Origin of the sequence: Rhizobium sp. BK591 (assembly GCF_014195045.1) — a bacterium.
In the GTDB taxonomy this organism is placed as follows: domain Bacteria; phylum Pseudomonadota; class Alphaproteobacteria; order Rhizobiales; family Rhizobiaceae; genus Rhizobium; species Rhizobium anhuiense.
On the sequence record NZ_JACIAZ010000001.1, the window covers coordinates 1,169,192 to 1,195,168 of the forward strand.

A 25,977-nucleotide genomic window follows, 5' to 3' on the forward strand; every position below is an offset into this window, starting at 1 on the left:
GGTATCCTGACATAAACAGCAAATCTGGGCGCGTTCTACCCTGCGATCATTATTGAAACTCAAGCGGCCGCCCCAGAGAATTTCGGCGAATTCAGGTGGTCTTGAGCGGCGATGGCGACGCCCAAGCCCTCCGCCCGTGCAATCGGCGTGAAGGGCGGGCAGACGACGATATTGCACGCCGTCATGCCCGTTGGTCCCCTCAGCGCCTCGATCTCAGCCAGGGAGGAAGCGAGACCGTTCATTTTCCAGCGGCGGCATTGCGCTTCTCATCGCATCACCAGCAGCAGAAACCGCCGTCGACGAGAAGATCGACGCCGGTCACGTAGCTGGCTGCATTCGACAGCAGGAACACCGCCGGACCCACCATCTCGTCGACCGTGGCCATACGCTGCATCGGCGTCTGCTCTTCAAAGAGCTTGGTCTGATGAACCATCTCGGGACGGGTATTCATGGGCGTTGCCGTGTATCCGGGGGAGATGGTGTTGACGCGGATGCCGCGGTCGACCCATTCCATCGCCATAGACTTCGACATATGGATCACGCCCGCCTTGGAGGCGTTATAATGCGCTTGGCTCAGCCCCCGGTTTACGATCACACCGGACATGGAAGCGATGTTGACGATGGAGCCGCGTCCATTCTTCAGCATGGCGCGGGCCTCCGCCTGGCAGGAAAGGAATACGCCTTTCAGGTTGATATCCATCAACGTCTGATACTGGTCCTCCTCCATCTCTTCCGCCGCGTTGGCGTTAGCAATGCCCGCAGCGTTGACTGCAAGCGTCAATGCGCCGAGATCTGCTTCGGTATGTGCGACTGCCTCTCCAAGGGACGATTTGCTCGTGACGTCAGCCGCGATCTGGATCGAACGGCGGCCGGCGGCGCGAATATATTCGGCCGTCCTGGCCAGTCCATCGTCGGTTCGACGGTCGAGCAGCGCCACGTCGGCGCCGCATTGCGCAAGGCCGATGGCAATGCGCTGCCCAATGCCGCTCCCGGCTCCGGTAACGATGGCAACCTGGCCGCTGAGATCGAAAAGCTTCGGGGCGTTCAGAGTGATGTCGGACACCGCTCTTCCTTTCTCTGTCTGTTTTGTTTTCACGCAATTCCTGACGCAAAACCGCTGCACACTTTTGCTAGAATTGCTTTAGATGGTGGCTAGCTCCATGACCGAAACGTCATTCGCCTCGTCACGATTGAGAATGCCTGCCTGTTTGCCTTGGGCAAGCACGAGAATGCGATTGGACACTCCGAGAACCTCCTCGAGGTCCGAGCTTACGACGATGACCGCCACGCCCCGTTTGGCAAGATTGACGATGATGTCGTAGATGCCCGCTCGGGCGCCGACGTCGATGCCTCTCGTCGGTTCGTCGAGTACGACGACCTTCGGATCGCGCATCAGCCATTTCGCGATGACGACCTTCTGCTGGTTGCCGCCGGACAGGTCCGAGGCATATTGCTCAGCACGGCCTTTTACGCCGAACTTGGTGACTGCCTTCTCCGCAAACGAGCGCTTGACGTGCGGCGTAATCCAACGCCCGCCCAGCTTGTCGAGATTGGCGTAGATAATGTTCTCGCTGATCCGGTGCCCTACAACGAGACCTTGCTCCTTGCGGTCTTCCGGGACCATCACGATGCCCTTGGCGATCGCGTCCGCCGGATCGCGCAGCCTGAGTTCTTCGCCTTCCAGCTTGATCGAACCCGCACTGATTGGGTCCGCGCCCGAAATGGCACGGACAAGTTCCGTGCGGCCGGCGCCGACCAATCCGGCGATCCCGAGAATTTCCCCGGCCCGCACTTCGAAGGTAACGTCACGGAACGAATTATCAGGCGAGCTCAGCCCGGACACCTGGAGTACCGGACGGTCTGTCGGAACCGGCAGGGTAGGGAACAAGCGGTCAAGCGGGCGTCCGACCATGCTCTCGACAATCGTTCGCACCGGGGTCGCGCTATCGGAGAATTCCTGCACGCGCTCGCCATCGCGAAGGACGACGATCCGGTCGGTTATTTTTTTGATCTCTTCCATGCGGTGGGAAATGTAGACAATGCCGACGCCCTCTGACCGAAGCTTTCTAACCTGTTCGAAGAGAGCCTCCGTCTCCGCGCCACCAAGGGCCGCGGTCGGTTCGTCCAGGATCAGGAGCTTTGCATTGAGAGCCAAGGCCTTGGCGATTTCGATGAGTTGTTGATTTGCAGTGGAAAGGCCGGCGACCTTCCGCGTTGCGGGTATGTGAAGGTTCAGGCGGGCGAGCTGCTCCTGGGCGCGGCGAACCATTTGGCCGCGGTCGACGACGCCGTTCTTCATCGGCCAGCGTCCGATGAAGACGTTTTCCGCGATCGACAGCTGCGGCAGCAGCTGCAGCTCCTGATGGATCAGGACAACGCCCTTGTCGATCGCTTCCCTCGGGGAGGCTGGGGCATAAGGCTGCCCCAGCCATGTCATTGATCCTTCGGACGGTGTGCGGGACCCGGCGATGATGCCGGATAGTGTCGACTTGCCCGCTCCGTTTTCACCGAGAAGTGCAACCACTTCACCGGGATAGACGTCCAAACTGACATTCTTCAGAACCTGCAGCGGCCCATACCACTTGGATATGCCCCTCAGGGAAAGAACTGGATCAGTCATGGCACACCTCCTCAAGACCTCGACTTCATTACGGATGGTTGGCAATGAAGCCGGCGACGTTTTCCTTGGTCGTCAGCGTGGCATCCAGGAGCTGGACCGGCGGCACCTTCTCTCCGGCGACAAGCTTGGCGGCGTTTTCAACCGCATCGCGGCCCATCTTCTGCGTCTGCTGGGTCGCAGTGACGTTGAAGACGCCCTTGCTGAGGGCTTCGAGAACTGCAGTGTCGCCATCAAAGCCGCCAACCACGATCTTCTGGGACGGATTGGCGACCTTGATCGCCTGCGCGGCGCCAAGGGCGAGACCGTCGGCCTGGGCGAACACGATCGAAACGTCCGGATTGGCCTGCAGCATGTTCTGCATGATCTGGAAGCCTTCGTCCTGGCTCCAGATGTTCGAGAACTGCTCGGCGACAACCTTGACATCGGGGTATGCCTTGAGAGATTCAGCGCAGCCCTTCGAACGATCGACTTCCGGCGTCGTGCCCTTCTGGCCGTGGATGATGACCATCTTGCCCTTGCCGCCGGCTTCCTTCAGGATGTAGTCGCAGACCGCCTTGGCAGACGCGACGGAATCCGTTGCAAGGAAGGTGTCGCCGGGTGCTCCCTCGGCGTTGCGGTCAACGTTCACGACCGGAATGCCAGCGCTTTTCGCGAGTTTGACCGGAACGGTCGCAGCGGCCGCACCTGCCGGAATGTAGATCAGCGCGTCGATTTTCTGGGTCAGGAGATCCTGGATCTGATTGACCTGCGTCGGCCCGTCGCCCTTTGCGTCGACGGTGATGACTTCGATGCCGCGCTTCTTGGCTTCGGCTTCGACCGATTGCTTGATCTGGTTGAAGAAGTTTGCCTGAAGGTTGGCAACGGCCAGGCCGAGCTTCTTCAGTTCCGCCGCGTGTACGGGGCCGAGCGTGAGGCCGAGCAGTGCAGCAGACGCGAGCATGGTGCGCGCAATTTTCATTGTATTTCCTCCGTTGTTTGATGGAACCCTCGGGTATGTCCTCCCCCTCGGGGTATTGATCCGCCCCAAACTCTTGGAACGGAATTCCGGGCCGCCGACGCGGCGGACCCCGTTCGTCAGGCGCGACGCCGACGAATGGTCTCCGCGCCGACCGCGAGCACGATGACGATGCCGATGATCACCTGCTGCAGGAACGGCGAAACGTTGAGAAGATTGAGCCCGTTGCGAAGGACGCCGATGATCAGAACACCGATAAGCGTTCCCCCGATACCGCCTGCGCCGCCCGAGAGCGAGGTCCCGCCGATGACGACCGCAGCGATGGTGTCCAACTCATAGCCCAGACCGCTGGACGGCTGGACGGAATCCAGCCTGGCCGCAAGTACGATGCCTGCGAGCCCCGCAAGGACTGAACTTACGACGTAGACGCCAATCGTCACGAGCGGGACGTTGATGCCCGCCAGCCGAGCGACTTCCGGATTTCCGCCCACCGCGTAGAGCATGCGGCCTTCGGACCGGAAGTGCAGGAAAAGCCAGGCCGCAAGAACAACCGCAAGCATGAGAAACACGGTGGCTGTCAACACGCCGAAATGGCGATCTATCGCCAGCATCATGAACCAGTCGGGGAAGCCTACGATCTGCTGGCCGTCCGTGATCATATTTGCGACGCCGCGAGCCGCCGACATCATCGCAAGAGTGGCAATAAACGCTGGAACCCTGAACTGCGTCACCAGAAGTCCGACGATCAGCCCCGAAATTCCCGAAGCGACCAGAGCAAAAACGATCCCGACCGGCAGCGGCAGGCCGGCGACATTCGCGGTCCAGCCCATGACCATCATCGCCAGAGCGAGTGCCGAGCCGACGGAGAGGTCTATGCCGCCGATCAGAATGACGAATGTCATTCCGACGGCCATGATGCCGAGAACAGTGATCTGATCGAGGATGTTGAGGCCATTCCGAACCGAAAGAAACGTGTCGGTGCTGAAGCTCAGAAAGATGCAAAGCGCCAGCAGCCCCACGAGCGGCCCGGTGGCTCCCTTGAGCTTGCTCAACCAGGCGCCGGACGAAAGCCCGTTTTCATTGATATCGAGCGCCACCATTGTTCCTCCCTATGCCTAGGCTACCAGCTAGTTCATTCCAAGAATAAATATTCACTCATGCTGGAAAATTCATTAACAAGTTGCTTTCCTGCTGTCAACAGGGTTTATGGACTTCGGGCGGCCGGTGTGCCGCTTAAAGGGCTTGACTAATCGGCTTCTTGTGCAAGAATATTGATAAATGAATATTTATGCACATGAGGAATCCATGAATACGATAGAACTCGAGCGGGTCGCTCGCGAGATTCGATTGCGCGATCTCCAGGCGGTCTTTGAAGCGGGCGCCGGCCATATTGGCGGGGAAATGTCGGTCATCGACATTTTGACAGCCCTCTATTTTCGTGTGCTGAATGTTTGGCCCGATCAGCCGAAGCACCCCGACCGCGACAGGTTCGTTCTTTCGAAGGGGCATACTGCATGCGCTCTGTATGTGACGCTCGCAAAACGCGGCTTCATTCCGGAGGACGAGATATCCACCTTTCTGCAGCCGCATTCGAGGCTGAACGGACATCCAAATTGCAACAAGGTTCCTGGCGTCGAAACGAATACCGGGCCGCTCGGCCACGGTCTTCCTGTCGCAATAGGAATGGCGAAAGCTGCCAAGCTCTCGGGCGCGAAATATCACACCTACGTCGTCACCGGCGACGGTGAGATGCAGGAGGGCTCCAACTGGGAAGCGATCATGGCGGCCGCGCAGTTCAAGCTCGATAACTTGACGCTGGTCATCGACCACAACAGGTTCCAGCAGGGCGCAGCCCTAGCTGAAACCAACGATCTCGCGCCGCTTCGTCCGAAGCTTGAAGCTTTCGATTGGGAGGTCACCGAGATCGACGGCAACAATATGAGCGAAGTCGTTTCGGCCCTCGAACACCGGGGATCGAGACCGCATTGCATCGTGGCCCATACCAACAAGGGGCATGGAATCTCGTTCATGCAGGACCGGGTCGACTGGCACCACAAGGTGCCGAACAAGGAACAATACGAAATCGCATTGGCAGAATTGTCGGAGGCATTGTAATGAACGCGCCAATACACGCACCCAAGCTCTACGATTGCCGCGACGCATTCGCCTCTACGCTTGAGCGGCTGGCAGCCGAAAACGAAACGATCGTCGCCGTCTGCAACGACTCCGTCGGTTCCTCCAAGCTCGGCGGCTTCAAGGCGAAGTTTGGGGAGCGCCTCGTCAATGTCGGTATCGCCGAGCAGAACATGGTCGGAGTTGGAGCAGGCCTCGCCAACGGCGGACGCCTTCCGTTCGTCTGCGCCGCCGCTCCATTTCTAACGGGACGGTCGCTGGAGCAAATCAAGGCCGATATTTCGTATTCGAACGCCAACGTCAAACTGGTCGGCATTTCTTCCGGGATGGCTTATGGCGAACTCGGCCCGACCCATCACTCGATCGAAGACTTCGCCTGGACGCGGGTTCTGCCTAATCTTCCGGTCATTGCGCCTTGTGACCGCATCGAAACAGCTGCTGCGGTGGAGTGGGCCGCGGCCTACAACGGCCCCTGTTTCCTGCGCCTGTCTCGCGTGGGTGTGCCGGATCTGCTCCCGGAGGGTCACAAGTTCGAACTTGGCAAGGCAAACCTCCTTCGCCAGGGTTCTGACGTCACCCTTATCGCAAACGGTACTTTGACTCATCGAATTCTGAAGGCTGCCGAGATCCTCGCAGAACGCGGCATCAACGCCAGGGTGCTCAACCTTGCAACGGTTCGTCCGATCGACGAGGACGCCATCATCGCTGCGGCGAAGGAAACCGGAGCGATCGTCACAGCCGAAGAGCATTCGATTTTTGGCGGTCTCGGGTCCGCGGTAGCAGAAGTGGTGGTCGACAATGCTCCGGTTCCGATGAAACGTCTCGGCGTTCCCGGCGTCTACGCTCCAACCGGTTCGGCGGAGTTTCTGCTCGACGAATTCGGGATGGCGCCGTCCGCGATCGCCGACGCCGCGCAGTCGCTGATCAGGCGCAAGTAACTGGGATCACGTGATCGGCCGGGACGCTTATTTGTCGTCCCGGCTGCCGTCTGATCCGAGGAGGATAGAATGCGGGCAATTCTGGCAATCGACCAGGGCACCACCAATTCGAAGGCAGTTGTCGTTTCCGAAAAGGGAGAAATTGTCGGCAGAGGTTCGGCTCCAGTCGGCATCGCCTATCCGAAGCCGGGCTGGGTCGAACAAGACCCACGCCGGCTCTACGCATCCGTCTGCGAGGCGATCGACGCCTGCCTGAAGGCCGCTCCCGACGTGGTTATCGAGGCCGTGGCGATTTCCAATCAGCGCGAGTCGGTCACGGCCTGGGACGCCGAAACGGGCGAACCACTTGGACCGGTGGTGAGCTGGCAGTGCCGTCGAACGGCACAGGATTGCGAACGTCTCATTGCCGAAGGCCACCTTGATCGCGTGCAGGCGCTCACAGGCCTGCCACTGGATCCGATGTTCCCGGGTTCGAAATTCCGATGGCTGCTCGACCGTATGCCGGCCGGGCGATCGGTGCGGCTGGGAACGATCGACAGTTGGCTCGTCCACTGCCTGACGGGTGGTCGCCGGCATGTCTGCGATGCTTCCAATGCCGCCAGGAGTCAGTTGTTCGATCTCCAGGAGCAGAGATGGAGCGAGGAACTGGGCGAGATTTTCGGCGTCGATATCGCACTCCTGCCCGAGGTGCTCGACAGTTCCGCCGAATTCGGCAGGACGCAAGGATTGCCAGGCGTGCCGGATGGAACGCCCATAATGGCCGCGATCGGAGACAGCCATGCTGCGCTGTTCGGTCATGGCGCATTCAAGCCGGGTGATGGCAAGGTAACCTTTGGAACCGGCTCTTCGGTGATGACGACGCTTGCGCGATTTATTCCCCCACGCAACGGCGTCACAACGACCGTGGCATGGCGTATCAAGGGAAAGCCGACGTTCGCTTTCGAAGGCAATATTCTCGTTTGCGCTGCCAGTCTCCCCTGGATGGCAGGCATTCTCGGCCTTTCGGACGTGGCGGCCCTTGTCGAACTTGCGGCAAGCGCCGAACCGGGCGGACCGGGCTTCGTGCCAGCATTCGTGGGATTGGGCGCGCCCTATTGGAACTCCGACGCCCGTGCCCTGTTCTCCCAGATCAATTTCAATACGACACGTGCGCAAATGGCGCGGTCGGTAACCGATTCGATCGCCTTCCAGGTGCACGACGTGATCGCAGCCATGCGAGCGCAAAGCGGCGGCGAGCTCGGGGCCCTCTATGTCGATGGCGGACCGAGCCAGAACCGATTCCTAATGCAGTGTGTCTCGAACCTCATCGAACATCCCGTGATCCAATGCGAAGCACCCGAGGCGTCGGCTTTGGGAGCTGCATATCTTGCGGGTCTCTCACTTGGCTTGTGGAGAGATCTCCCTGTTATCGCAGAGCTGCCCCGCAGCTCACAGATCATTGACCCGGAACCCGTGGATCGAGCGGTGCTTCTGGATAGCTGGAATGATGCACTTGCCCGCTCGACGTCACGCATTACAACGGCTAATGATGAATAAAAATTCACTCCAGGATTAGCGATGACTCGCCTCAACGAACTCCGCCTCATCTCAAGGGTCGCCCAGATGTACCACTTGGAGGGACGGCGACAGGCGGAGATCGCACAGCACCTTCGCCTGTCGCAGGCGACGGTGTCGCGCATGCTCAAGCGCGCCGAGGCTGAAGATATTGTGCGAACCAGCGTGACACCCCCCGCTGGCACCTACAGTGAGCTCGAGGGCGCTCTTCGCGAGAAATATGATTTGCCGGAGGCGATCGTCGTCGAGTGCACGGAAGATCGGGACGGAGCCATCATGGCCCGTATCGGAGAGGCAGCGGCTCATCTCCTGGAGGTGACGCTTGCGCCAGGGGAGATCATCGGCGTTTCGAGTTGGAGCCAGACCATCTCCAAGATGGTCGAGAACATTCATCCCCTGAAGAGCGCTCAGGCGAAGTACGTCGTCCAGACCCTTGGAGGCATGGGCGATCCTTCAGTGCAGACGCATGCGACGCAGCTTACCACGCGGCTTGCGCGGCTGACTGGCGCCGAACCGAAACTGCTCCCTGTGCAGGGCGTTACGACGTCCAGAGAGGCAAAGCTTCTTATGCAGGCCGACCCGTTCGTCCGCGAGACGATGGATCTGTTCGGCAGCATAACGCTTGCGATCGTCGGAATCGGGGCAGTCGAACCTTCCGAACTTCTCGCACGGTCCGGCAACATCTTTTCGTCTCGCGAACTGTCCGATCTCGCGGAAGCGGGAGCCGTCGGCGACATCTCGCTTCGCTTCTTCGATAGAAACGGCAAGCCGGTCAAGACACCCCTTGATGATCGGGTCATAGGGCTTCCACTTGAGGATCTCGAACGGGTGGACCGGGTCATTGCACTTGCCGGCGGGACCAAAAAGACGGACGCTATCGCCGGTGCGCTCCGCGTAGGCGTCATCGACATGCTTGTTACGGACAAGTTTACCGCGCAGCGATTGATCGACTGACAGGGCGGAGAGAAGCGCAGCGCCTGGTCGAGGTCGTGGATGGCGACCAGCATGATCATACCTTTGGTGCGGGCCAGACGGTGCCCGGATATCAACCCTTCCTCCCTCATTCCTGTGCTCGTCACAGGAATCCAGCCACAGCGCGTCGGCGCCGTGAATGACTCCCTACAGCAAGTGCGTTTTCCGCGCCCAGGGACTTGGGCGTACTGGATTCCTGTGACGAGCACAGGAATGCGGGCGGGTGGGGTGCGTACTACCCCTATTTTTCACCCACCGGTGACACTCATATGCCGGGCCACGGCCGGGCGGTTATGCGTGCGGTCGATGATGAAGTCGTGGCCTTTGGGTTTGCGGGTGATGGCCTCGTCGATGGCGGCGTGGAGGAGGGCGTCGTCTTCGGTGGCGCGCAGGGCTGCGCGCAGATCGGCGGCGTCGTTCTGGCCGAGGCACATATAGAGCGTACCGGTGCAGGTGAGGCGCACACGGTTGCAGCTCTCGCAGAAATTATGGGTCATCGGCGTGATGAAGCCGAGGCGGCCGCCGGTTTCTTCGACCCGGACATAACGCGCCGGGCCGCCGGTCTGGTAGTCGATGTCGGCAAGGGTGAACTGCTCCTCGAGATCGGCGCGCAGTTTCGAGAGCGGCAGGTACTGGTCGGTGCGGTCTTCTTCGATCTCGCCCATCGGCATGGTTTCGATGACGGTCAAATCCATGCCGCGGCCGTGGGCGAAGCGCAGAAGCTCCGGCATCTCGGCATCGTTGAAATCCTTCAGCGCCACGGCGTTGAGTTTGATCTTCAGCCCTGCCTTTTGAGCTGCGTCGATGCCTTCCATGACTTTGGCGAAATCGCCCCAGCGGGTGATCTTGCGGAACTTGTCGGGATCGAGCGTATCGAGCGAGACGTTGATGCGGCGCACGCCGCAATCATAAAGCTCCTCGGCGTGGCGGGAAAGCTGCGAGCCGTTGGTCGTCAGCGTCAACTCGTCGAGGCCGGAGCCGATCTTCTGGCCGAGCTGGCGCACCAGATACATGATGTTCTTGCGCACCAGGGGCTCGCCGCCGGTCAGCCTGATCTTGCTGACACCCTTGGCGATGAAGGCGGAACAGAGCCGGTCGAGCTCTTCCAGCGTCAGGAGATCCTTCTTCGGCAGGAAGGTCATATTCTCAGCCATGCAATAGGTGCAGCGGAAATCGCAGCGGTCGGTGACGGAGACGCGGAGATAGGTGACCGCCCGCCCGAAGGGGTCGATCATAGGGTGCGCACCTGCCACCAGCGGCGATGCATTGCCTATCGTTCCAACTCTAGTGTTCACCTGTATCTCCGTACTCCAGTCAATGTGGGCATATGCTATTGTCACGTCAAGGGAAACAGGTCGCGTGCGCATGCCAATTTCAGCTTGCGCTGAAAAAGATCAGCGCCTACTCCTCGCATGAGAAGAGGACAAAATGATGAGCGATATCTGGCCAACGGAACTCCGCGTCTCGAAAGACCGGCAGCGGCTGGTGGTGACCTTCAACGACGGTCAGAGTTTCGACCTGTCGGCCGAGCTCCTGCGCGTGCTGTCGCCCTCGGCCGAGGTTCAGGGCCACGGGCCGGGGCAGAAGGTGACGGTATCAGGCAAACGCAATGTCGCGATCATCTCGATGATGCCGACCGGCAATTACGCAGTCCGCATCGGCTTCGACGACATGCACGATACCGGCATCTACACCTGGACCTATCTGCGCGAACTCGGCGAACGGGGCGCTGAGCTGTTTTCGGCCTACGAGGACGAGCTGAAGGAAAAGGGCATGAACCGCGACACGGCCGAAAAGCCGCGCTGACCGGCGCCGTTATCACTCTCAATCCACGCATAATTCCAGCCATCGGGGGGCCATATGGCGAAGACGAACGGAAAGAACTGGCTGCGCGCCAAAGGGAGTGCTGCCGGCAGCAAGGTGACCTTCCTCGAACTGTTCTTCGACCTGGTCTTCGTCTTTTCGATCTCGCAGCTTTCGCATGCGCTCGCCGCCCACTACACGCCGCTCGGCGCCGCCGAGGCAGCGCTGATGACCTTCGCCGTCTGGTGGGTGTGGATCTTCACCGCCTGGGTGACGAACTGGCTCGATCCGGACAAGATGCCGGTGCGCGGCATGCTGGTGGCGCTGATGATGCTCGGTCTGCTGCTGTCTGCCTCGATTCCCGAGGCCTTCGGCGACAAGGGGCTGTTGTTTGCCGGCGCCTATGTGGCCATGCAGGTCGGGCGCTCGCTGTTTACGACCTATGCGATGACGCGCGTCGATCGCGCCAACACATTGAATTTCGTCCGCATCACCACCTGGCTGGTGGTTGCCGGGGTCTTCTGGATCGCCGGCGGGCTGCTCGAGCACGAGGCCCGGCTGATCGCCTGGGTGATCGCGCTTACGATCGAATATATCGGGCCGGCCGCGGGCTTTGCCGTGCCGGGGCTCGGCCGCTCGACGGCGCGGGATTGGGACGTTTCGGGTGCGCATATGGCCGAGCGCTGCGCGCTCTTCGTCATCATCTGCCTCGGCGAAGCGATTCTCGTTTCCGGACGCACCTTTTCGGAGCTGCCGTTTTCGGGGCTGACCAGCATTGTCTTCGTCATCGCCTTCATCGGCACGGTCGCCATGTGGTGGCTGTATTTCCGCTTCGGCCACGGCCGTGCTGCCCACCGCATCGAACATGAAGAGACGCCGGGCAGCTTGGCGCGGCAGGCCTTCACCTATGGGCATATTCCGATCCTTGCCGGCATCATCGTCCATGCGGTGGCCGTCGAGTTCATGTTCTCGCATCCGCATGAGACCGGCGATCTCGGCATCGCCGCGGCGGTGCTTGGCGGCTCCGGCCTGTTCCTGATCGGCAATCTCTGGTTCAAGGGCGCGACCAGCGGGCAGTTGCCGTTGTCGCATCTGGCCGGGCTGGTGCTTGTGATCCTGCTTGCCTTCGCAGCCCCCTTCATCGAGGTCTATTTGCTGGGCATTCTGGCGACGCTGGTGCTGATCATCGTTGCTGCCTGGGAGTACCGCTCGCTGGCCGGCACGACGGCAGCACCGACGCTGCATTGATCATCAAGCGCTCGCATCGAACTTGGTTCATGCGAGGCGCTTTAGGTCTTGGTTTTATGCATGTCGTCTTCCCAAAACCGCTGCACACTTTTGGGCGACATGCATTCGTCTAATCGTCGTCGCGCAACTCCTTGAGCAGCATGGCGATGATACGCTCCATCGAGGTGGCGGTCGCCATGCATTGCTCGATCGGCTCTTCCGAGAGCGTGCGCTCGATGAGATCGGTCTGGATCGCCATCGCTGCCTCAGTCAGCTTCCGGCCCTCCGGCGTCAAATGAAGGCGCAGCACGCGCTTGTCGCGCTCGTCGCCGCGTCGTTCGATCAGCCGGCGGTGTTCCATCTGCGGCAGCAGCATGCTCATGTTCGAGCGGCCGACCAGCAGCTTGCGCGCCAGCTCCTGCTGCGAGATTCCTTCGAAACGATAGATGTTGACCAGGATATCGAGGTGCGGCGGCTTGATGTCGAGATCGGCAAGCGAGCGGGACAGCGTTTGCTGCATCAGCTGACAGGCACGCGCCACCGCGATCCAGCTGCGAAAACGCGGATGATCCCAGGGAAGGGATTGATTTTTGTTCATCGTTGTACTTTATTGTTCAGTGTTGAACAGTCTTTTGGAATCTCACTATGGCAAACTTTGCGCTTGACGTCACCCGCCTCGCGTTTTCGGCCCTTCAGGCAGTTTCGGCTGACCTGGCAGGCAGAGCGGCATTCCAGCTGTTCTGCCGGACGCCATCGCCAATCCCGAAGGGAGCCAAGGCGAAGATGGCGCATGCAGCGGGAGCGGCTAGGCTTGCCGGCGCCGAACACTTCACCCTCAAGCTTGCAGGCGGGCGAGGGGCGCATGCCTATCGGCTGAACGGCGGGGCGAGGGGCAAGCGCAAACGCTATCTGGTGACGCATGGCTGGGGATCGAGCGCCGCCTATATGGCAGAGCTCGTCTCGATGCTTGCGGCATCAGGCGCCGAGGTCGTGGCGCTCGATTTTCCCGGCCACGGCCGTTCGGGCGGACGGTTCCTGCATATGGGGCTGGCGGTCGAGACGATCGCGGCGGCGGAGGCGCGTTTCGGCGCCTTCGATGCGGCAATCGGTCATTCCTTCGGCGGTGCGGCGCTGATGGTGTCGGCGGCAGGCTTGCTGCCTGGCGTGGCGCCTCTAACCGGCGAGCGCCTGGCGCTGATCGGCGCGCCCAGCGAAATGGGCTGGTTGTTTACCGATTTCGGCGGGATGATCGACCTTCGCCCGGCGGCGCAGGCGGCGCTGGGGAATGAGGTTTACCGTGTCACCGGACGGAGACTGGAGGATTTCGACGCCGGGGAGGCGGCCGGCGCGATCGGCCGGCCGGTGCTCGTCATCCATGCCGAGGATGACAAGGAGGTGTCGTCGCTCCATGCCAGGCGCTATGGCGCGGCCGGAAAGAGCGTCCGGCTTTACTGGGCGAACGGCTTCGGTCACCGGCGCATCATCGGCGCCGCGCCGGTTCTTGCGGCGATCGCGGCGTTTCTCGATGGCGATCGGGACGTGGGTGATGCGGCGGACGAAAGCATCAAAAAAGATGCAGAGATCATTCCGTTTTTTGAGCTTCCGGCAAGGCGCGCGGCATTGTAGCGTCCGTCCTGATATCAAGCCGCGGCGGGACGCCTCATGAAAATCATCAGCAGCATCGAAGAGCTCAACACGATCTATGGCGCCGGGCTTTCGCCGGCCTCGGTCAGCAAGGTGACGAAGCAATTGACCCCGCTTTATCGGGAGATGATCGAGATCTCACCTTTCGCGGCGCTTGCGACAGTCGGCCCCGAGGGTCTCGACTGTTCGCCGCGCGGCGATCTCGGTGGCGTCGTGCGCGTCGTCGACGACGAGACGCTGCATTTGCCGGACTGGCGCGGCAACAACCGCGTCGATTCACTTTCCAACATCGTGCGCGATCCACGTCTGGCGTTGATGTTCCTGATTCCCGGCTCCAATACGACGATGCGCATCAACGGCCGCGGTGTCGTCTCCGACGATGGGACGCTGCTTTCGAGCTTCGAAATGGACGGCAAACACCCGCGCACCGTCGTGGTGATTTCGATTGATGAGGTCTATTTCCAATGCGCGCGCGCCGTGATGCGGGCCGAGCTCTGGAATGGAGAGCACTTCGCCGATCCGGCGAAGCTGCCGACGCCCGGGCAGATGCTGAAGGCGGCGGTCGGCGATTTCGATCAGGAAACCTACGACCGGGAATGGCCGGGGCGGGCGGCGAAGACGATGTGGTAAAGCCGCCGTCACCTTATGGTGACAGCGTGCACACGGTGCGGAATTCCCGTCAGGTCTTGTAGATCAGCCAGCTCTTGGTGAAATCCTTCTGCATGCCGTCCTGATAGAGGATGGTGCAGTTGCGGCCGGCATTCTTGGCGCCGTAAAGCGCGATGTCGGTCTTGCTGTAGAGTTCGCCGGCATCGTCGGCGCTTGAGGCCATGCAGATGCCGATCGAGACGGTGACCGGACCGTAATTCACCCGCGTGCGGGAATTCTTGAAGGGCGTCGTCTCCAGGGTGCGGCGAATGCGCTCGGCGATTGCGATGACTTCCTCGGGCGTGTTGCCGTCGATGATGAGGGCGAATTCCTCGCCGCCGGTGCGGGCGACGAAGATGTCGCGGCGGACATTACTGCGGATGACGGAGGCGACGGTGGCGAGCACCTTGTCACCGACCGGATGGCCGTAGGTGTCATTGATCTTCTTGAAATTGTCGATGTCGCAAAGCAACAGCGCCGTCACCGGCCGCATGCCCGGATTGTCGAAGACGGCGGCGAGGCGGTCGTCGAAGGCGCGGCGGTTGGAAAGGCGCGTCAGCGAGTCGGTGTTGGCGATGCGCTTGTATTCGTCGAGTTCCTTGCGGACCTGGTCCATTTCCTGCGAGCGCTGGACGACATCCTCAACGGTGCGTTCGCCATGCGCCATGGTGTCGCCGGTCGCCTGGCTGAGGAGATCGATGGCGTTTTCGATCAGTTCGACGCTGGCATTGCTCTTGGACGTGATGCGCTTGTGGGTCTCGCCGAGCAGCCTGGTATAGCTTTCGAGCGAGTTCTGCTCCTGCCTGAGGATGCGCAACAGGCCGTCGAGTTCGCCAGCAAGACGCGTATGAGCGTCGTCGAAGATGCGGGCGGGACTGTGGGTGAAATGCTGCGCACCGAGCGCATCGAGCTCGGCCTGGGTCACCTGGCTGCCGAGCGCAGCAAGTTCGCGGGTGAGCGCCGGGTTGGACCCGATATAGGCCTCATAGAAGAGTTCGTAATTGCGCGGTATCGGCGCAACGCCCATGGAGCGCATGGCATAGGTGATCTGACCCGCAACATCGGGAACCGGCACCTTGGGCGCGACAGCCGTATTCATCCGGCGAACTCCTCATATATTCAAAGGCAATATTCTGTTTGTTAGCTTAAATTTCTTGGGAAAAGATTAAAGCGATATATACCAAAGATTACATACGACAAATGCCCGATGGGTCAATACTTCGATCAGGCCTATGATTCTCCACGGAAAAACGTATCTTCGGCGGGACAATGCATACCCGCTTTGCGGGAGCGGTGTCTAAAAAACTTACAGTTCTTCTTTGCGTGGAATCGTATTCATCTTGTCGACAGTTGGTTTTGGCCGTTTCGTATTTTGGTCCCGGCATTTCGGGGCGACATTTTCTGGCAGTGGACGCGATCGCAACGCGCAGACCGGGACGTGAGATCATGGAAACGCGCCCTCATGTTTCTTTCGCAATTCTGACCTTCACCGCCGTCGCGGCTGGCGCCCTGCTGCTGGAGCACACCGGCTTCTTCGCCGGTGCTTTCCGCAGGGAGATTTGGCAAGGGTCGATGCCGGGATGTGGTCAGTATCAGCGAGGCGGTGACGGCGCCGAACATCAGGGCATCGAATAAGGCGTCGGCACGATAAAGCAGGCTGCAACGCAGCCCGCCCGGTCAGCCCAAATTCAGTTCCTGGAAAAAGTCATTGCCCTTGTCGTCGATGACGATGAAGGCGGGGAAGTCTTCGACTTCGATCTTCCAGACCGCTTCCATGCCGAGTTCGGGATATTCGAAGACTTCGACCTTGCGGATACAGTCCTGGGCAAGACGGGCGGCGGGGCCGCCGATCGAACCCAGGTAGAATCCGCCGTGTTTCTTGCAGGCCTCGCGCACGGCGCGCGACCGGTTGCCCTTGGCGAGCATCACCATCGAGCCGCCGAAGGACTGGAACTGGTCGACGTAACTGTCCATCCGGCCGGCCGTCGTCGGGCCGAAGGAGCCGGAGGCGTAGCCGGCAGGCGTCTTGGCCGGGCCGGCATAATAGACGGGGTGGTTCTTCAGGTAATCGGGCATGCCTTCGCCCTTTTCCAGCCGTTCGCGGATCTTGGCATGGGCAAGATCGCGGGCAACGATGATGGTGCCGGTCAAGGACAGGCGCGTCTTGACGGGATGCCGGGAGAGTTCGGCAAGCACCTCGGCCATCGGCCGGTTGAGATCGATGCGCACCGTCGATTCCGACAGTTTCGCCTCGTCGATCTCGGGCATGTATTTCGACGGATCGCTTTCCAGCTGCTCGATGAAGATGCCGTCGCGGGTGATGCGACCCTTGGCCTGGCGGTCGGCGGAACAGGAGACACCGAGCCCGATCGGCAGCGACGCGCCGTGGCGGGGCAGGCGGATGACACGCACGTCGTGACAGAAATACTTGCCGCCGAACTGGGCGCCGACGCCCATCTGCTGCGTCAGCTTATGGATTTCCTTCTCCATCTCGATGTCGCGGAAGGCATGGCCGCTCTCGGAACCTTCGGTTGGCAGCGCGTCGAGATAGCGTGTAGAGGCGAGCTTGACGGTTTTCAGGTTCATCTCGGCCGACGTGCCGCCGATGACGATCGCCAGATGGTAGGGGGGACAGGCTGCCGTCCCTAACGTCAGGATCTTCTCCTTAAGGAAGTCGATCATCCGGTCATGCGTCAGCAGCGAGGGCGTGCCTTGGTAGAGAAAGGTCTTGTTGGCCGAGCCGCCGCCCTTGGCGACAAAGAGGAATTCATAGGCGTCGGTGCCTTCCTCATAAATGTCGATCTGGGCCGGGAGGTTATTCCTGGTATTCTTCTCCTCGAACATCTTGATGGGCGCGAGCTGCGAATATCGCAGGTTCTTCTTCTCGTAGGCATCCATGACACCGCGGGCCAACGCTGCACTATCCTCGCCCTCGGTCCAGACCCTGCGGCCCTTCTTGCCCATAATGATCGCCGTGCCGGTATCCTGGCACATAGGCAGCACGCCGCCGGCGGCGATATTGGCGTTCTTCAGCAGATCGTAGGCGACGAAACGATCATTGTCCGTCGCTTCCGGGTCATCGAGAATCGCGGCGAGCTGCTTCAGGTGGCCGGGGCGCAGCAGGTGGTTGATATCTGCAAAGGCGGTTTCGGCCAGCAGGCGGATGCCTTCCGGCTCGACGGTCAGAATCTCCTGGCCCTTGAACGTATCGACCGAGACATGGTCGCCGCTGATCTTGCGGTAGGGGGTGGCATCCTTGCCGAGCGGGAAGAGATCGTCAGCCATCGAAGTGACCTTTCTGGTAGGGCGTCGCTAAATTGGAACCGGTCTAAATCCGCTGCAGCGCAAATGCAATCGGGATACGGTCGCAGTCCCGCCGGTCGAGGCCATGGTCGCATATGTTTTCGCTGCCGGCGCGTAACGAGGTGAAATAGCGAAAAAGGCACGAGCTTCCGTTAAAGACGACTCAAAGTTGCCTTCGGTTCGCAGCCAGTCCATATTCCCGGCCGCGTTAACTTGCTGGAGCTTCCGATGACGAATGCAAAGCCAACTGCTAACGACGACCTCCGCATTTTCTTCGAGCACGACTGGATCCGAGGTGACTTGCTCCCCAATGACAGCGATCCCGAGGGATCGACGCTTTATCTTCGCTTTTTCGACGGTGTGCGCGTCGACGCGAAACATGGGCTCGCCCAGGAAACCATCATAAGAGGGGACTATGGAACCTTCACCGTGCGGCCGGACGGCCATTTCGAGTACGAGCTGGATTTTACGCTCGACGTGGTGAAGAACCTGCGGGCGCACGAACAACTGATCGAAGAAATCCGCTACAAGATCTCCGATGGCGCAGGCGGCACGGATGTCGGGGTTCTGACGCTCGCGATCGACGGCGTCAATGAAGAGGACAAATATCACGAAGTCCTCGATTTCGACGATATGGGCGTCACATCAAGGGCAGATAATTTCTTCCTCCCTGACTATCGGGGCTTTGCGCTCTCTGTGAACGGCAGTCATGAACTGACGCTTCTGAACGGTTATGTCTATGATACCATCCCGGGCGTCGACGCCATCACCGAGGATGGTTTCAGCGACACCGTTCTAGCCCCGGGTTCGGCGCCCGTCGTCTTGAAAATGCTCGATGGCGGTGAGTTCACCTTTCAGAGCGTTTCCATCGCCGAATTGTCGGCATCGCCCTTTCACCTGACGCTCACCGCGCTGAACGACGGCTTGATCGTCTATCAGCAGGAACTTGAGGTCACCGGCCCCAATCTCGAGGTCAATCTCGAAGACATCGAAGAAATCCGGTTCGACTTCATGGGCAATTCTGTCGTGATGGACAATTTTTCGCTGTTGGTTTGACGTTTCCCAGGTTTGCCGTGAGTTGCTCCCCCGGCAGGGCAGGCATGCGAAAGTGGGGTTTTCATCCGCTTTGGCAGGAGATTTCGGAGGGCGCTCCACTCATCCTCACTCAATTCTTGTGACATCGCTCGGGCAAAGCCCGAGGAAGGGAATGAGTGAGGGGAGCGGACAGGCCTTCTCAACCGTCCTACTTCGGCCCAATCATCGTTTCCGGCCGCACGATCGCGTCATACTCCTCCGATGTCACCAAGCCGCTCGCAAGTGCCTCTTCCTTCAGCGTCGTGCCGTTCTTGTGCGCCGTCTTGGCGATCTTGGCCGCCGCGTCGTAGCCGATCTTCGGGGCGAGTGCGGTCACCAGCATCAGCGAGCGTTCGAGGCCGGCCTTGATATTGTCCTCGCGCGCCTCGATGCCGACGACACAATTGTCGGTGAAGGAGACGGCGGCGTCGGCGAGCAATTGCACCGACTGCAGGAAATTATAGGCCATCATCGGATTGTAGACGTTGAGCTCGAAATGGCCCTGGCTGTCGGCGAAGGTCAGCGCCGCGTTGTTGCCGAAGATATGAATGCAGACCTGGGTCAGCGCCTCGCACTGGGTCGGATTGACCTTGCCGGGCATGATCGAGGAACCGGGCTCGTTTTCCGGCAGTGCCAGCTCGCCAAGGCCGGCGCGCGGGCCGGAACCGAGCAGGCGGATGTCGTTGGCGATCTTGAAGAGAGCGGCAGCCGCCGCATTGATGGCGCCATGGGAAAAGACCATGCTGTCATGCGAGGCGAGCGCCTCGAATTTGTTCGGCGCGGTGACGAAGGGCATGCCTGTGATGGCGGCGATCTCTTCGGCGACCTTTTCGGCAAAACCCACCGGCGCGTTGAGGCCGGTACCAACGGCAGTACCGCCCTGGGCCAGTTCGCAGAGGCCGGGCAGGGTCATTTCGATGCGCTTGATGGCGGAGCCGACCTGGGCGGCGTAACCCGAAAACTCCTGGCCGAGCGTCAGCGGCGTCGCGTCCTGGGTGTGGGTGCGTCCGATCTTGATGATGTGGCTGAATTCGGTGACCTTCATGTCGAGGGCGGCATGAAGGTGCTTGAGGGAGGGTAGCAGCTGGTGCGCAATCCGTTCGGCGCAGGCAATGTGCATCGCCGTCGGATAGGTGTCGTTCGACGACTGGCTCATATTGACGTGATCGTTCGGATGCACCGGCTTCTTGGAACCCATGACGCCGCCAAGCATTTCTATTGCGCGATTGGAGATCACTTCATTGGCATTCATATTGGACTGCGTGCCCGAACCGGTCTGCCAGACCACCAGCGGAAAATGCTCGTCGAGCTTGCCGTCGATCACTTCCTGGGCGGCATCGACAATGGCTTGGCCGAGGGCAGGATCGAGCTGGCCGAGCGACATGTTGGCGCGGGCGGCCGCCTGCTTGACGATGCCGAGTGCCCGCACGATCGACAGCGGCTGCTTTTCCCAGCCGATCTTGAAATTGCCGAGCGAACGCTCGGCCTGGGCGCCCCAATATCGGTCGGCGGCGACCTCGATCGGGCCAAAAGTATCGGTTTCGGTGCGGGTTGCGGTCATCGGCCTTGCCTTCCCTTTACATGCTGTTTTCGGGCATCTTCGAAAGATGAGGTCTTATAGGTTGGAAAGTCCGACAAGAAAACCGGATGCCGTGCGAAATATTGAAGATGACAGTCATGTTTGCGCGGGCTTTTCGGCGTGCCTTTTAGGCCACTTCGGAAATTTTATGCGTCCGGGCGTTTTTGCCCCACTGGTCTGTGGCCGAAAATTCGGTAAAAAATTAACTAATAATTTCATAATTTTGTGTGAACTGCTGCACGGCGCCGTGCAGGACCTCCGTCACACAAAATTGAGTCCGCCGGCGCTGGCGGCGCAGGCCGGTTTCTGATCAATGAGGCCCTACGCTGCTTGAGTTTCGCGGGATTTGATCTGAGAACAGCATGACCGGGACTGGAAGATATATGACGTTCGTTTTGAAAAGCGCGGCATCCGCATTGGCAATTTCCTGCGGCATAGCAGTGATGAGTGCCGCACCCGCGCATGCTTACACACTGATGGACATGCTGCGCGGCGACAGGCAGCGGAGCCAGAGCACCATCTTCATGGATCAGGCGCCCGGCCGACCGGTGCCGCGCGGCGCCGTCGGGGGCTCGCTCGGCGGGCTCGACCCGGAAGCGCCGCTGCCGAAGGTGAGCGGTCCGCGTTATTATACTTATAAAACCGAGACGCTGCAGCTCGTCGATACCGGCAAGTTCGCCGATCCCGTCGTCACCGGCGCGGTCGCCGATGTTTCGGCAAGCGGCGATGCCGGCGCCGAACCTGCGGTGCAGCGGCGTTTCCTGGCGCAGGCCAAGGTGCGCGCCAATGCCGACGTCGCAAAAGCGCTCGAAGCCTATTATGGCGACAGCCGCAATCCGCTCGTCTGGGTCGAAGGCAACCAGATCAACGACCGCGCGAAGGCGGCGATGACGGCACTTGCCGATGCGGCCTCCGTCGGTCTCGACCCTGCCGACTACGCCGTCCAGACGCCGGCGATCGACCCGGCCAATCCCGATCCCGCCTTCCGCGACCGGGCGCTGACGCAGTTCGAGCTAGAACTCTCCGCCAAGGTCCTTGCCTTCGTGCAGGACACGGAGCGCGGCCGCATCGATCCGAACAAGATCTCCGGCTATCACGACTTCCAGCGCAAGGTCGTTAACCTGACGCCGGTGCTGAAGCTTGCCCGCATGAGCCCCGATGTCGGTGCCTATATCGGCAACCGCTCTCCCGACAGTCCGCAGTTCCAGGCGTTGAAGACGGAGCTTGCAAAGCTTCGCGCCGCTGACGGCGGCAACGAGGAACAGATCGTCGTTTCGCTCGACAAGCTGCTGAGACCCGGCGACAGCTCGCCCGAGATCGCCAATATCGTCAAGGCGATCGGCAAGCACGGTTCCGAGACGCTCAGGACGGATCACGCGGCAACGCTTGCTGCTTACGCAGGCGGCATCGACTATTCGCCTGACATCGTTGCGCTGGTCGAGGATTTCCAGAAGGAGCGCGGCTTGAAGGCCGATGGCGTCATCGGCCAGGCGACGGTGCGCGCCATGACCGGCGGCGACACCAATGCCTCGAAGATCGACAAGCTGGTCGTCGCCATGGAGCAGGCGCGCTGGCTGCCGGAGGATCTCGGTTCCCGCTACGTCATGATCAACCAGCCGGCCTACATGGCCTACTACCACAATGACGGCAAGGAACAGCTGTCGATGCGCGTGGTGGTCGGCGGCAAGAACAACCAGACCTATTTCTTCGATGACGAGATCGAGACGGTGGAGTTCAACCCGTTCTGGGGCGTGCCGCAATCGATCATCATCAATGAGATGCTGCCGAAGCTGCGCTCGGACCCGAACTATCTCGACCAGCTCGGCTACGAGGTCGAGGTGAACGGCCATGCCGTCGCCTCATCCAGCGTCGACTGGTACGGCTCGACCGACAACGTCTCGGTGCGCCAGCCGCCGAGCAGCGACAATGCGCTCGGCGAACTGAAGATCCTGTTCCCGAACAGCCACGCGATCTACATGCACGACACGCCGTCGAAGAGCTTCTTCAAGCGCGATATGCGGGCTCTCAGCCACGGTTGCGTGCGCCTTGCCAATCCGCGTGCGATGGCGGCCGCCGTGCTCGGCACGACGGTTGACGACGTCGCCAAGCAGATCGCCAGTGGGCAGAACCATGCTGTGCGCGTGCCGCAGAGGATCCCGGTCTACGTCTCCTACTTCACCGCCTGGCCGAACAAGGACGGTGTGGTGGAATATTTTGACGACGTCTACGGCCGCGACGCCTATGTCGACAAGGCCTTCGACGCGACGACCAAGGCGCGTGGGGCGCAGATTTGACCTAGGTTTCTATAGGTATTTTGGCGGGCGGTCTTCGGGCCGCCCGTTTTGTTTTGGCGGTGAGCACGGAAACAAAGTCAAAGTAGAGAGGGCGTGCCGTGTTGCACTCCCCTCTGGAGGAATGGCGGAGGCGAGCGATCGCCTCAGACCGCAACCTTCGCCGCGAAATCGCGGATCAGCATCTCGACCAGTTCCGTCGTCAGCTCATCGAAATGGGTGATGATGTGGTCCGGTCCCAGCGTGTTCACCGGCACGTCGGAATAACCGAACGGCACGGCAATCGACGGAACGCCAGCGTTTCCGGCGACGGCGATGTCGTTGACGCTATCGCCGATCATCACGGCGCGGGCGATGTCGCCGCCGGCGCGGTCGATGGTGCCGGTGAGGTGGCGGGCGTCGGGTTTACGGTATTCGAAGGTGTCGCCGCCGGTGATGGCGTCGAAATATCGGGTGAGCTCAAGCTTGTCGAGCAGACCGAGCGCCAGGCTTTCCATCTTGTTGGTGCAGACGGCGAGTCGGTAACCCTGTGATTTGAGCCGGTCCATGGCGGCGACCAGGCCGGGATAGGGCTGGGTACGGCCGGGCATGTTGCCGGCATAATGGGCGACGAAGCGCTCGACCAGCGGCGGCAGAACATCGCTTTCAAGCGGATGGCCGCGCAGCCGGCAGGCGCGCTCGATCATCACGCGCGCGCCCTGACCGACGAGGTGGGTGAGATCGTCATAGCTGACGGGTTCGAGGTCGAGGGCTGCGATCGTATGGTTCAGACTCTCGACCAGATCCACATGGGTGTCGAGAAGTGTGCCGTCGAGATCGAAGACGACAAGCGCCGGGCGAGTGGGGGCAGGGGTCAAGGGCATGTCTCTTTGAGGGATGGATCGTCCTGAGATACAAAGGATCGTCCCGGGGAGCGACGGGGTCGCCCCGGGAACGACAGCTCGTTCCTGGGGTAGGCGATCGCGCGGCGGAAAGCAACGTCCAGCAATGGTCGGGAGGGCCGCAGGCATCTGTTTCGGCTTTTCATTTTCCGTGATGATTTTGACTTTCGTTTGCCAGGCGAGCCGTGTAAACAGCACATCCAACGCAATAATCGGAGCTGGCGGCGCATGGATGCCCGCGAAATGAAGATCAAGGCCGCCGAGGCCGCACTCGCTCATGTCGAAAGCGGGATGCGTCTCGGGATCGGCACCGGCAGCACGGCGGAGGAATTCGTTCGGCTGCTGGCAGAGAAGGTCGCTGGCGGCTTCAAAGTCGAAGGCGTTCCGACGTCGGAAAGGACCGCGCGGCTTTGCGTCGAACTCGGCGTACCGCTGAAGTCGCTTGACGAACTGCCGGCACTCGACCTGACGATCGATGGCGCCGACGAGGTCGATGCGGGGCTGAGACTGATCAAGGGCGGCGGCGGCGCGCTGCTGCGTGAAAAGATCGTCGCGGCCGCCTCCGAGCGAATGATCGTCATTGCCGACGAGAGCAAGCTGGTCGAGACGCTCGGCGCCTTCGCGCTGCCGATCGAGGTCAATCCGTTTGGGCTCGTCTCGACGCGGATCGCAATTGAGAAGGTCGCGGCCCGGCTTGGTCTTTCTGGTGAACTTAATCTGCGCCAGTCCGGTGACGGAGAGTTTACCACCGATGGCGGCCATCACATCATCGATGCATCTTTTGGCCGCATTCCTGATGCAGAGGCGCTTTCGAGCGAGCTGAATTCCATACCCGGCGTCGTTGAACACGGGCTCTTTATCAATATGGCGGCACTTGCGATCATTGCCGGTCCTGCGGGTGTGCGCACACTGCAGGCAAACAGATAACAGGAGCATATACTCATGATGAACATTGCAGGTCTTGGCCGTTTCGCCGCTGCGACCGTCGTTCTTTCCGGGCTTGCCTTCGGCTCTGCCGTCAAGGCGCAGGAGGTCTCCGAGGAGCAGCTGAAGGCGTCTCGCGCCGCGATCGACGCCATCGGCGCCACTGCCCAGTTCGACAACATCCTGCCTGGTCTCGCCGAGCGCCTGAAGGCCGGGCTGATCCAGGATTCGCCGAACTACCAGGACGTTATTTCCTCGACGGTCGACGCGCAGGCGCTAAAGCTGGCGCCGCGCCGTGGCGATCTGGAGAAGGAAGCAGCACTCACCTATGCCAAGACCTTTACCGTCGACGAGCTGAAGGCGATCGCCGATTTCTATAATTCCGACGTCGGCAAGAAGCTGCTGCGCGACGGCCCTGTCGCCTCGCGCGAGACGGCGAAGGCTGCCGACATCTGGGCGCAGGGCATTTCCCGCGATCTGGAAAAGCAGAGCAACGCCGAGCTTTCCAAGGTCATCAAGGCGCCGCCGCCGGCAACCGACAGCCCGGCCGCTCCGGCTCCCGCACCGGCAGCCCAGCAGTAAAGCCTGTCCCACCAAACTTGCGAAAGCCCGGCATCGTCCGGGCTTTTTTGCTATGATGCGGCAAATGCCGCCGGCGAGGTTTCAGGTGACTGCAGATGTCCGATCATGACAAGGCTGTCCGAGTGCGGATATCCGGCAAGGTCCAGGGTGTCGGTTTTCGCATGTGGACGCGCGATGAGGCGGTGCTCCTCGGTCTGACCGGCTGGGTACGCAATGAACAGGACGGGACCGTCGTCGCGTTGATCGCGGGACCGGATATCGCCATCGCGACAATGATCGAACGTCTCAGGCGGGGACCCGCGGGAGCGTCGGTTTCAGGCGTCGAAACGGAAGCAGCTAAACTCGAGACGACGCTGGCGGATTTCCGGATCACCCGCTGACAACGGCGATATCTGAAGAATACTCCCTGGCCGCTCAGCCCCAAGCATCCGAGTTCTTTGCCAGTTGCCACACACCCGTTTCATCCGGTTCCACGCGCTTGTTGCCGCGATAGAAGATCGGCAGCCCTGTTTTCTTGTCCATCGCGAACCGGCTTGGCGTAAATTTCTCATTCTCGTGGCCCTGGGTGGCGAGCCCGAGCGCTTCCTTGAATTTGCCGGCCTTGCACAGGTTGGCGAAGAGAGTCTGATCCATCTTTTGCTCCGGCATGCTTTCTATATCCCGTGGATTGCCTGCCAGCCCGAGGCGGCCGGGTCAACCGTAAACCGTGGCCGGGTCAACCGCAAACGGTGACGGGATCAACCGTAACGGTGACCGGATTGACCATTTGCCGCGAAGATTCGGCGATGGGAACGGGATGACGCAGGAGCGGGCTTTTGTTTTCGTGACGATCGCCCCTATATCAGGAAC

The 25,977-nt window shown here is 60.7% G+C and carries 26 protein-coding genes and 1 pseudogene; 15 read left to right on the top strand and 12 right to left on the bottom strand.

Annotation, left to right across the window (positions count from 1 at the left end):
• Positions 1-59: 59 nt before the first annotated feature.
• From FHX10_RS05685 to FHX10_RS05705, 5 genes are all read right to left on the bottom strand, one after another.
• Positions 60-242, bottom strand: a complete 183-nt coding sequence (locus FHX10_RS05685) for a hypothetical protein (protein WP_063475014.1) — start codon at positions 240-242, stop codon at positions 60-62.
• A 32-nt stretch (positions 243-274) separates the two neighbouring features.
• A complete protein-coding gene (locus FHX10_RS05690) occupies positions 275-1,063 on the bottom strand; it encodes an SDR family oxidoreductase (RefSeq protein ID WP_047610123.1) in 789 nt (262 codons plus the stop codon).
• A gap of 78 nt (positions 1,064-1,141) precedes the next feature.
• A complete protein-coding gene (locus FHX10_RS05695) occupies positions 1,142-2,620 on the bottom strand; it encodes a sugar ABC transporter ATP-binding protein (RefSeq protein WP_047610121.1) in 1,479 nt (492 codons plus the stop codon).
• Positions 2,621-2,648: 28 nt separating this feature from the next.
• Positions 2,649-3,578 carry a sugar ABC transporter substrate-binding protein gene (locus FHX10_RS05700; protein ID WP_184389131.1) on the bottom strand — a complete coding sequence of 310 codons (930 nt, stop codon included), beginning with the start codon at positions 3,576-3,578 and terminating at the stop codon, positions 2,649-2,651.
• A 116-nt stretch (positions 3,579-3,694) separates the two neighbouring features.
• Positions 3,695-4,675, bottom strand: a complete 981-nt coding sequence (locus FHX10_RS05705; protein WP_097630987.1) for an ABC transporter permease — start codon at positions 4,673-4,675, stop codon at positions 3,695-3,697.
• 205 nt (positions 4,676-4,880) lie between these two features.
• Between FHX10_RS05705 and FHX10_RS05710 the strand changes: the two genes are divergently transcribed.
• The 4 genes from FHX10_RS05710 to FHX10_RS05725 all read left to right on the top strand — a co-directional run bounded on the left by FHX10_RS05710 (position 4,881) and on the right by FHX10_RS05725 (position 9,154).
• Positions 4,881-5,690 (top strand): transketolase, encoded by an 810-nt coding sequence (locus FHX10_RS05710; RefSeq protein WP_047611614.1) that lies wholly within the window; start codon positions 4,881-4,883, stop codon positions 5,688-5,690.
• Complete coding sequence (locus tag FHX10_RS05715; protein WP_047610117.1) at positions 5,690-6,646, top strand: transketolase family protein; 957 nt, start codon at positions 5,690-5,692, stop codon at positions 6,644-6,646. The genes FHX10_RS05710 and FHX10_RS05715 overlap by 1 nt, the downstream gene beginning before the upstream one ends.
• Before the next feature lie 69 nt (positions 6,647-6,715).
• Positions 6,716-8,182: an FGGY family carbohydrate kinase gene (locus FHX10_RS05720; protein WP_097630986.1), complete on the top strand. Its 1,467-nt coding sequence runs from the start codon at positions 6,716-6,718 to the stop codon at positions 8,180-8,182.
• A 21-nt stretch (positions 8,183-8,203) separates the two neighbouring features.
• Entirely contained in the window at positions 8,204-9,154 is a 951-nt protein-coding gene (locus FHX10_RS05725) for a sugar-binding transcriptional regulator (protein WP_047610113.1), read from the top strand.
• Positions 9,155-9,420: 266 nt separating this feature from the next.
• Here the strand turns inward: FHX10_RS05725 and moaA are convergent, their stop codons facing one another.
• Positions 9,421-10,467, bottom strand: a complete 1,047-nt coding sequence (gene moaA / locus FHX10_RS05730) for a GTP 3',8-cyclase MoaA (protein ID WP_183845006.1) — start codon at positions 10,465-10,467, stop codon at positions 9,421-9,423.
• 136 nt (positions 10,468-10,603) lie between these two features.
• On the opposite strand from moaA, the gene FHX10_RS05735 reads away from it, so the two are divergent.
• Both FHX10_RS05735 and FHX10_RS05740 read left to right on the top strand, forming a co-directional pair.
• Positions 10,604-10,978 carry a gamma-butyrobetaine hydroxylase-like domain-containing protein gene (locus tag FHX10_RS05735; RefSeq protein WP_047611612.1) on the top strand — a complete coding sequence of 125 codons (375 nt, stop codon included), beginning with the start codon at positions 10,604-10,606 and terminating at the stop codon, positions 10,976-10,978.
• A gap of 54 nt (positions 10,979-11,032) precedes the next feature.
• Entirely contained in the window at positions 11,033-12,223 is a 1,191-nt protein-coding gene (locus FHX10_RS05740; protein WP_097630984.1) for a low temperature requirement protein A, read from the top strand.
• Positions 12,224-12,332: 109 nt separating this feature from the next.
• Here the strand turns inward: FHX10_RS05740 and FHX10_RS05745 are convergent, their stop codons facing one another.
• Positions 12,333-12,800 carry a MarR family winged helix-turn-helix transcriptional regulator gene (locus FHX10_RS05745; protein ID WP_028759204.1) on the bottom strand — a complete coding sequence of 156 codons (468 nt, stop codon included), beginning with the start codon at positions 12,798-12,800 and terminating at the stop codon, positions 12,333-12,335.
• 47 nt (positions 12,801-12,847) lie between these two features.
• Here FHX10_RS05745 and FHX10_RS05750 point away from each other — a divergent pair, with 47 nt between their 5' ends.
• Positions 12,848-13,828 (top strand): alpha/beta hydrolase, encoded by a 981-nt coding sequence (locus FHX10_RS05750; protein WP_097630983.1) that lies wholly within the window; start codon positions 12,848-12,850, stop codon positions 13,826-13,828.
• Positions 13,829-13,864: 36 nt separating this feature from the next.
• Positions 13,865-14,476 (top strand): pyridoxamine 5'-phosphate oxidase family protein, encoded by a 612-nt coding sequence (locus FHX10_RS05755; RefSeq protein ID WP_097594337.1) that lies wholly within the window; start codon positions 13,865-13,867, stop codon positions 14,474-14,476.
• 49 nt (positions 14,477-14,525) lie between these two features.
• Here FHX10_RS05755 and FHX10_RS05760 read toward each other — a convergent pair whose 3' ends face one another.
• Positions 14,526-15,593, bottom strand: a complete 1,068-nt coding sequence (locus tag FHX10_RS05760) for a GGDEF domain-containing protein (protein WP_063475007.1) — start codon at positions 15,591-15,593, stop codon at positions 14,526-14,528.
• A 347-nt stretch (positions 15,594-15,940) separates the two neighbouring features.
• Here FHX10_RS05760 and FHX10_RS35535 point away from each other — a divergent pair.
• Positions 15,941-16,145: pseudogene (locus FHX10_RS35535) on the top strand (hypothetical protein).
• Between the two features lie 26 nt (positions 16,146-16,171).
• Here FHX10_RS35535 and FHX10_RS05770 read toward each other — a convergent pair.
• The gene (locus tag FHX10_RS05770) at positions 16,172-17,779 is read right to left on the bottom strand and encodes a fumarate hydratase (protein ID WP_097622377.1); all 1,608 of its coding nucleotides are present in this window, start codon (positions 17,777-17,779) and stop codon (positions 16,172-16,174) included.
• A gap of 246 nt (positions 17,780-18,025) precedes the next feature.
• Between FHX10_RS05770 and FHX10_RS05775 the strand changes: the two genes are divergently transcribed.
• Entirely contained in the window at positions 18,026-18,853 is an 828-nt protein-coding gene (locus FHX10_RS05775) for an Ig-like domain-containing protein (RefSeq protein WP_028758852.1), read from the top strand.
• 187 nt (positions 18,854-19,040) lie between these two features.
• Here FHX10_RS05775 and fumC read toward each other — a convergent pair whose 3' ends face one another.
• Positions 19,041-20,432 carry a class II fumarate hydratase gene (gene fumC / locus FHX10_RS05780; protein ID WP_097594339.1) on the bottom strand — a complete coding sequence of 464 codons (1,392 nt, stop codon included), beginning with the start codon at positions 20,430-20,432 and terminating at the stop codon, positions 19,041-19,043.
• Positions 20,433-20,493: 61 nt separating this feature from the next.
• On the opposite strand from fumC, the gene FHX10_RS05785 reads away from it, so the two are divergent.
• A complete protein-coding gene (locus FHX10_RS05785) occupies positions 20,494-20,760 on the top strand; it encodes a hypothetical protein (protein WP_141677033.1) in 267 nt (88 codons plus the stop codon).
• A gap of 73 nt (positions 20,761-20,833) precedes the next feature.
• Positions 20,834-22,744, top strand: a complete 1,911-nt coding sequence (locus tag FHX10_RS05790; RefSeq protein WP_097622378.1) for a murein L,D-transpeptidase — start codon at positions 20,834-20,836, stop codon at positions 22,742-22,744.
• 143 nt (positions 22,745-22,887) lie between these two features.
• Here FHX10_RS05790 and FHX10_RS05795 read toward each other — a convergent pair whose 3' ends face one another.
• A complete protein-coding gene (locus FHX10_RS05795) occupies positions 22,888-23,604 on the bottom strand; it encodes an HAD family hydrolase (protein ID WP_176707370.1) in 717 nt (238 codons plus the stop codon).
• A gap of 246 nt (positions 23,605-23,850) precedes the next feature.
• Here FHX10_RS05795 and rpiA point away from each other — a divergent pair, with 246 nt between their 5' ends.
• From rpiA to FHX10_RS05810, 3 genes are all read left to right on the top strand, one after another.
• Positions 23,851-24,549: a ribose-5-phosphate isomerase RpiA gene (gene rpiA, locus FHX10_RS05800; RefSeq protein ID WP_028758547.1), complete on the top strand. Its 699-nt coding sequence runs from the start codon at positions 23,851-23,853 to the stop codon at positions 24,547-24,549.
• Between the two features lie 15 nt (positions 24,550-24,564).
• Positions 24,565-25,128, top strand: coding sequence for a DUF2059 domain-containing protein (locus FHX10_RS05805; protein ID WP_028758548.1), 564 nt, complete (start codon positions 24,565-24,567; stop codon positions 25,126-25,128).
• A gap of 95 nt (positions 25,129-25,223) precedes the next feature.
• Positions 25,224-25,508, top strand: coding sequence for an acylphosphatase (locus FHX10_RS05810; protein ID WP_028758549.1), 285 nt, complete (start codon positions 25,224-25,226; stop codon positions 25,506-25,508).
• 34 nt (positions 25,509-25,542) lie between these two features.
• Here the strand turns inward: FHX10_RS05810 and FHX10_RS05815 are convergent, their stop codons facing one another.
• Positions 25,543-25,761, bottom strand: a complete 219-nt coding sequence (locus FHX10_RS05815; protein ID WP_047611608.1) for a hypothetical protein — start codon at positions 25,759-25,761, stop codon at positions 25,543-25,545.
• Positions 25,762-25,977 lie beyond the last annotated feature (216 nt).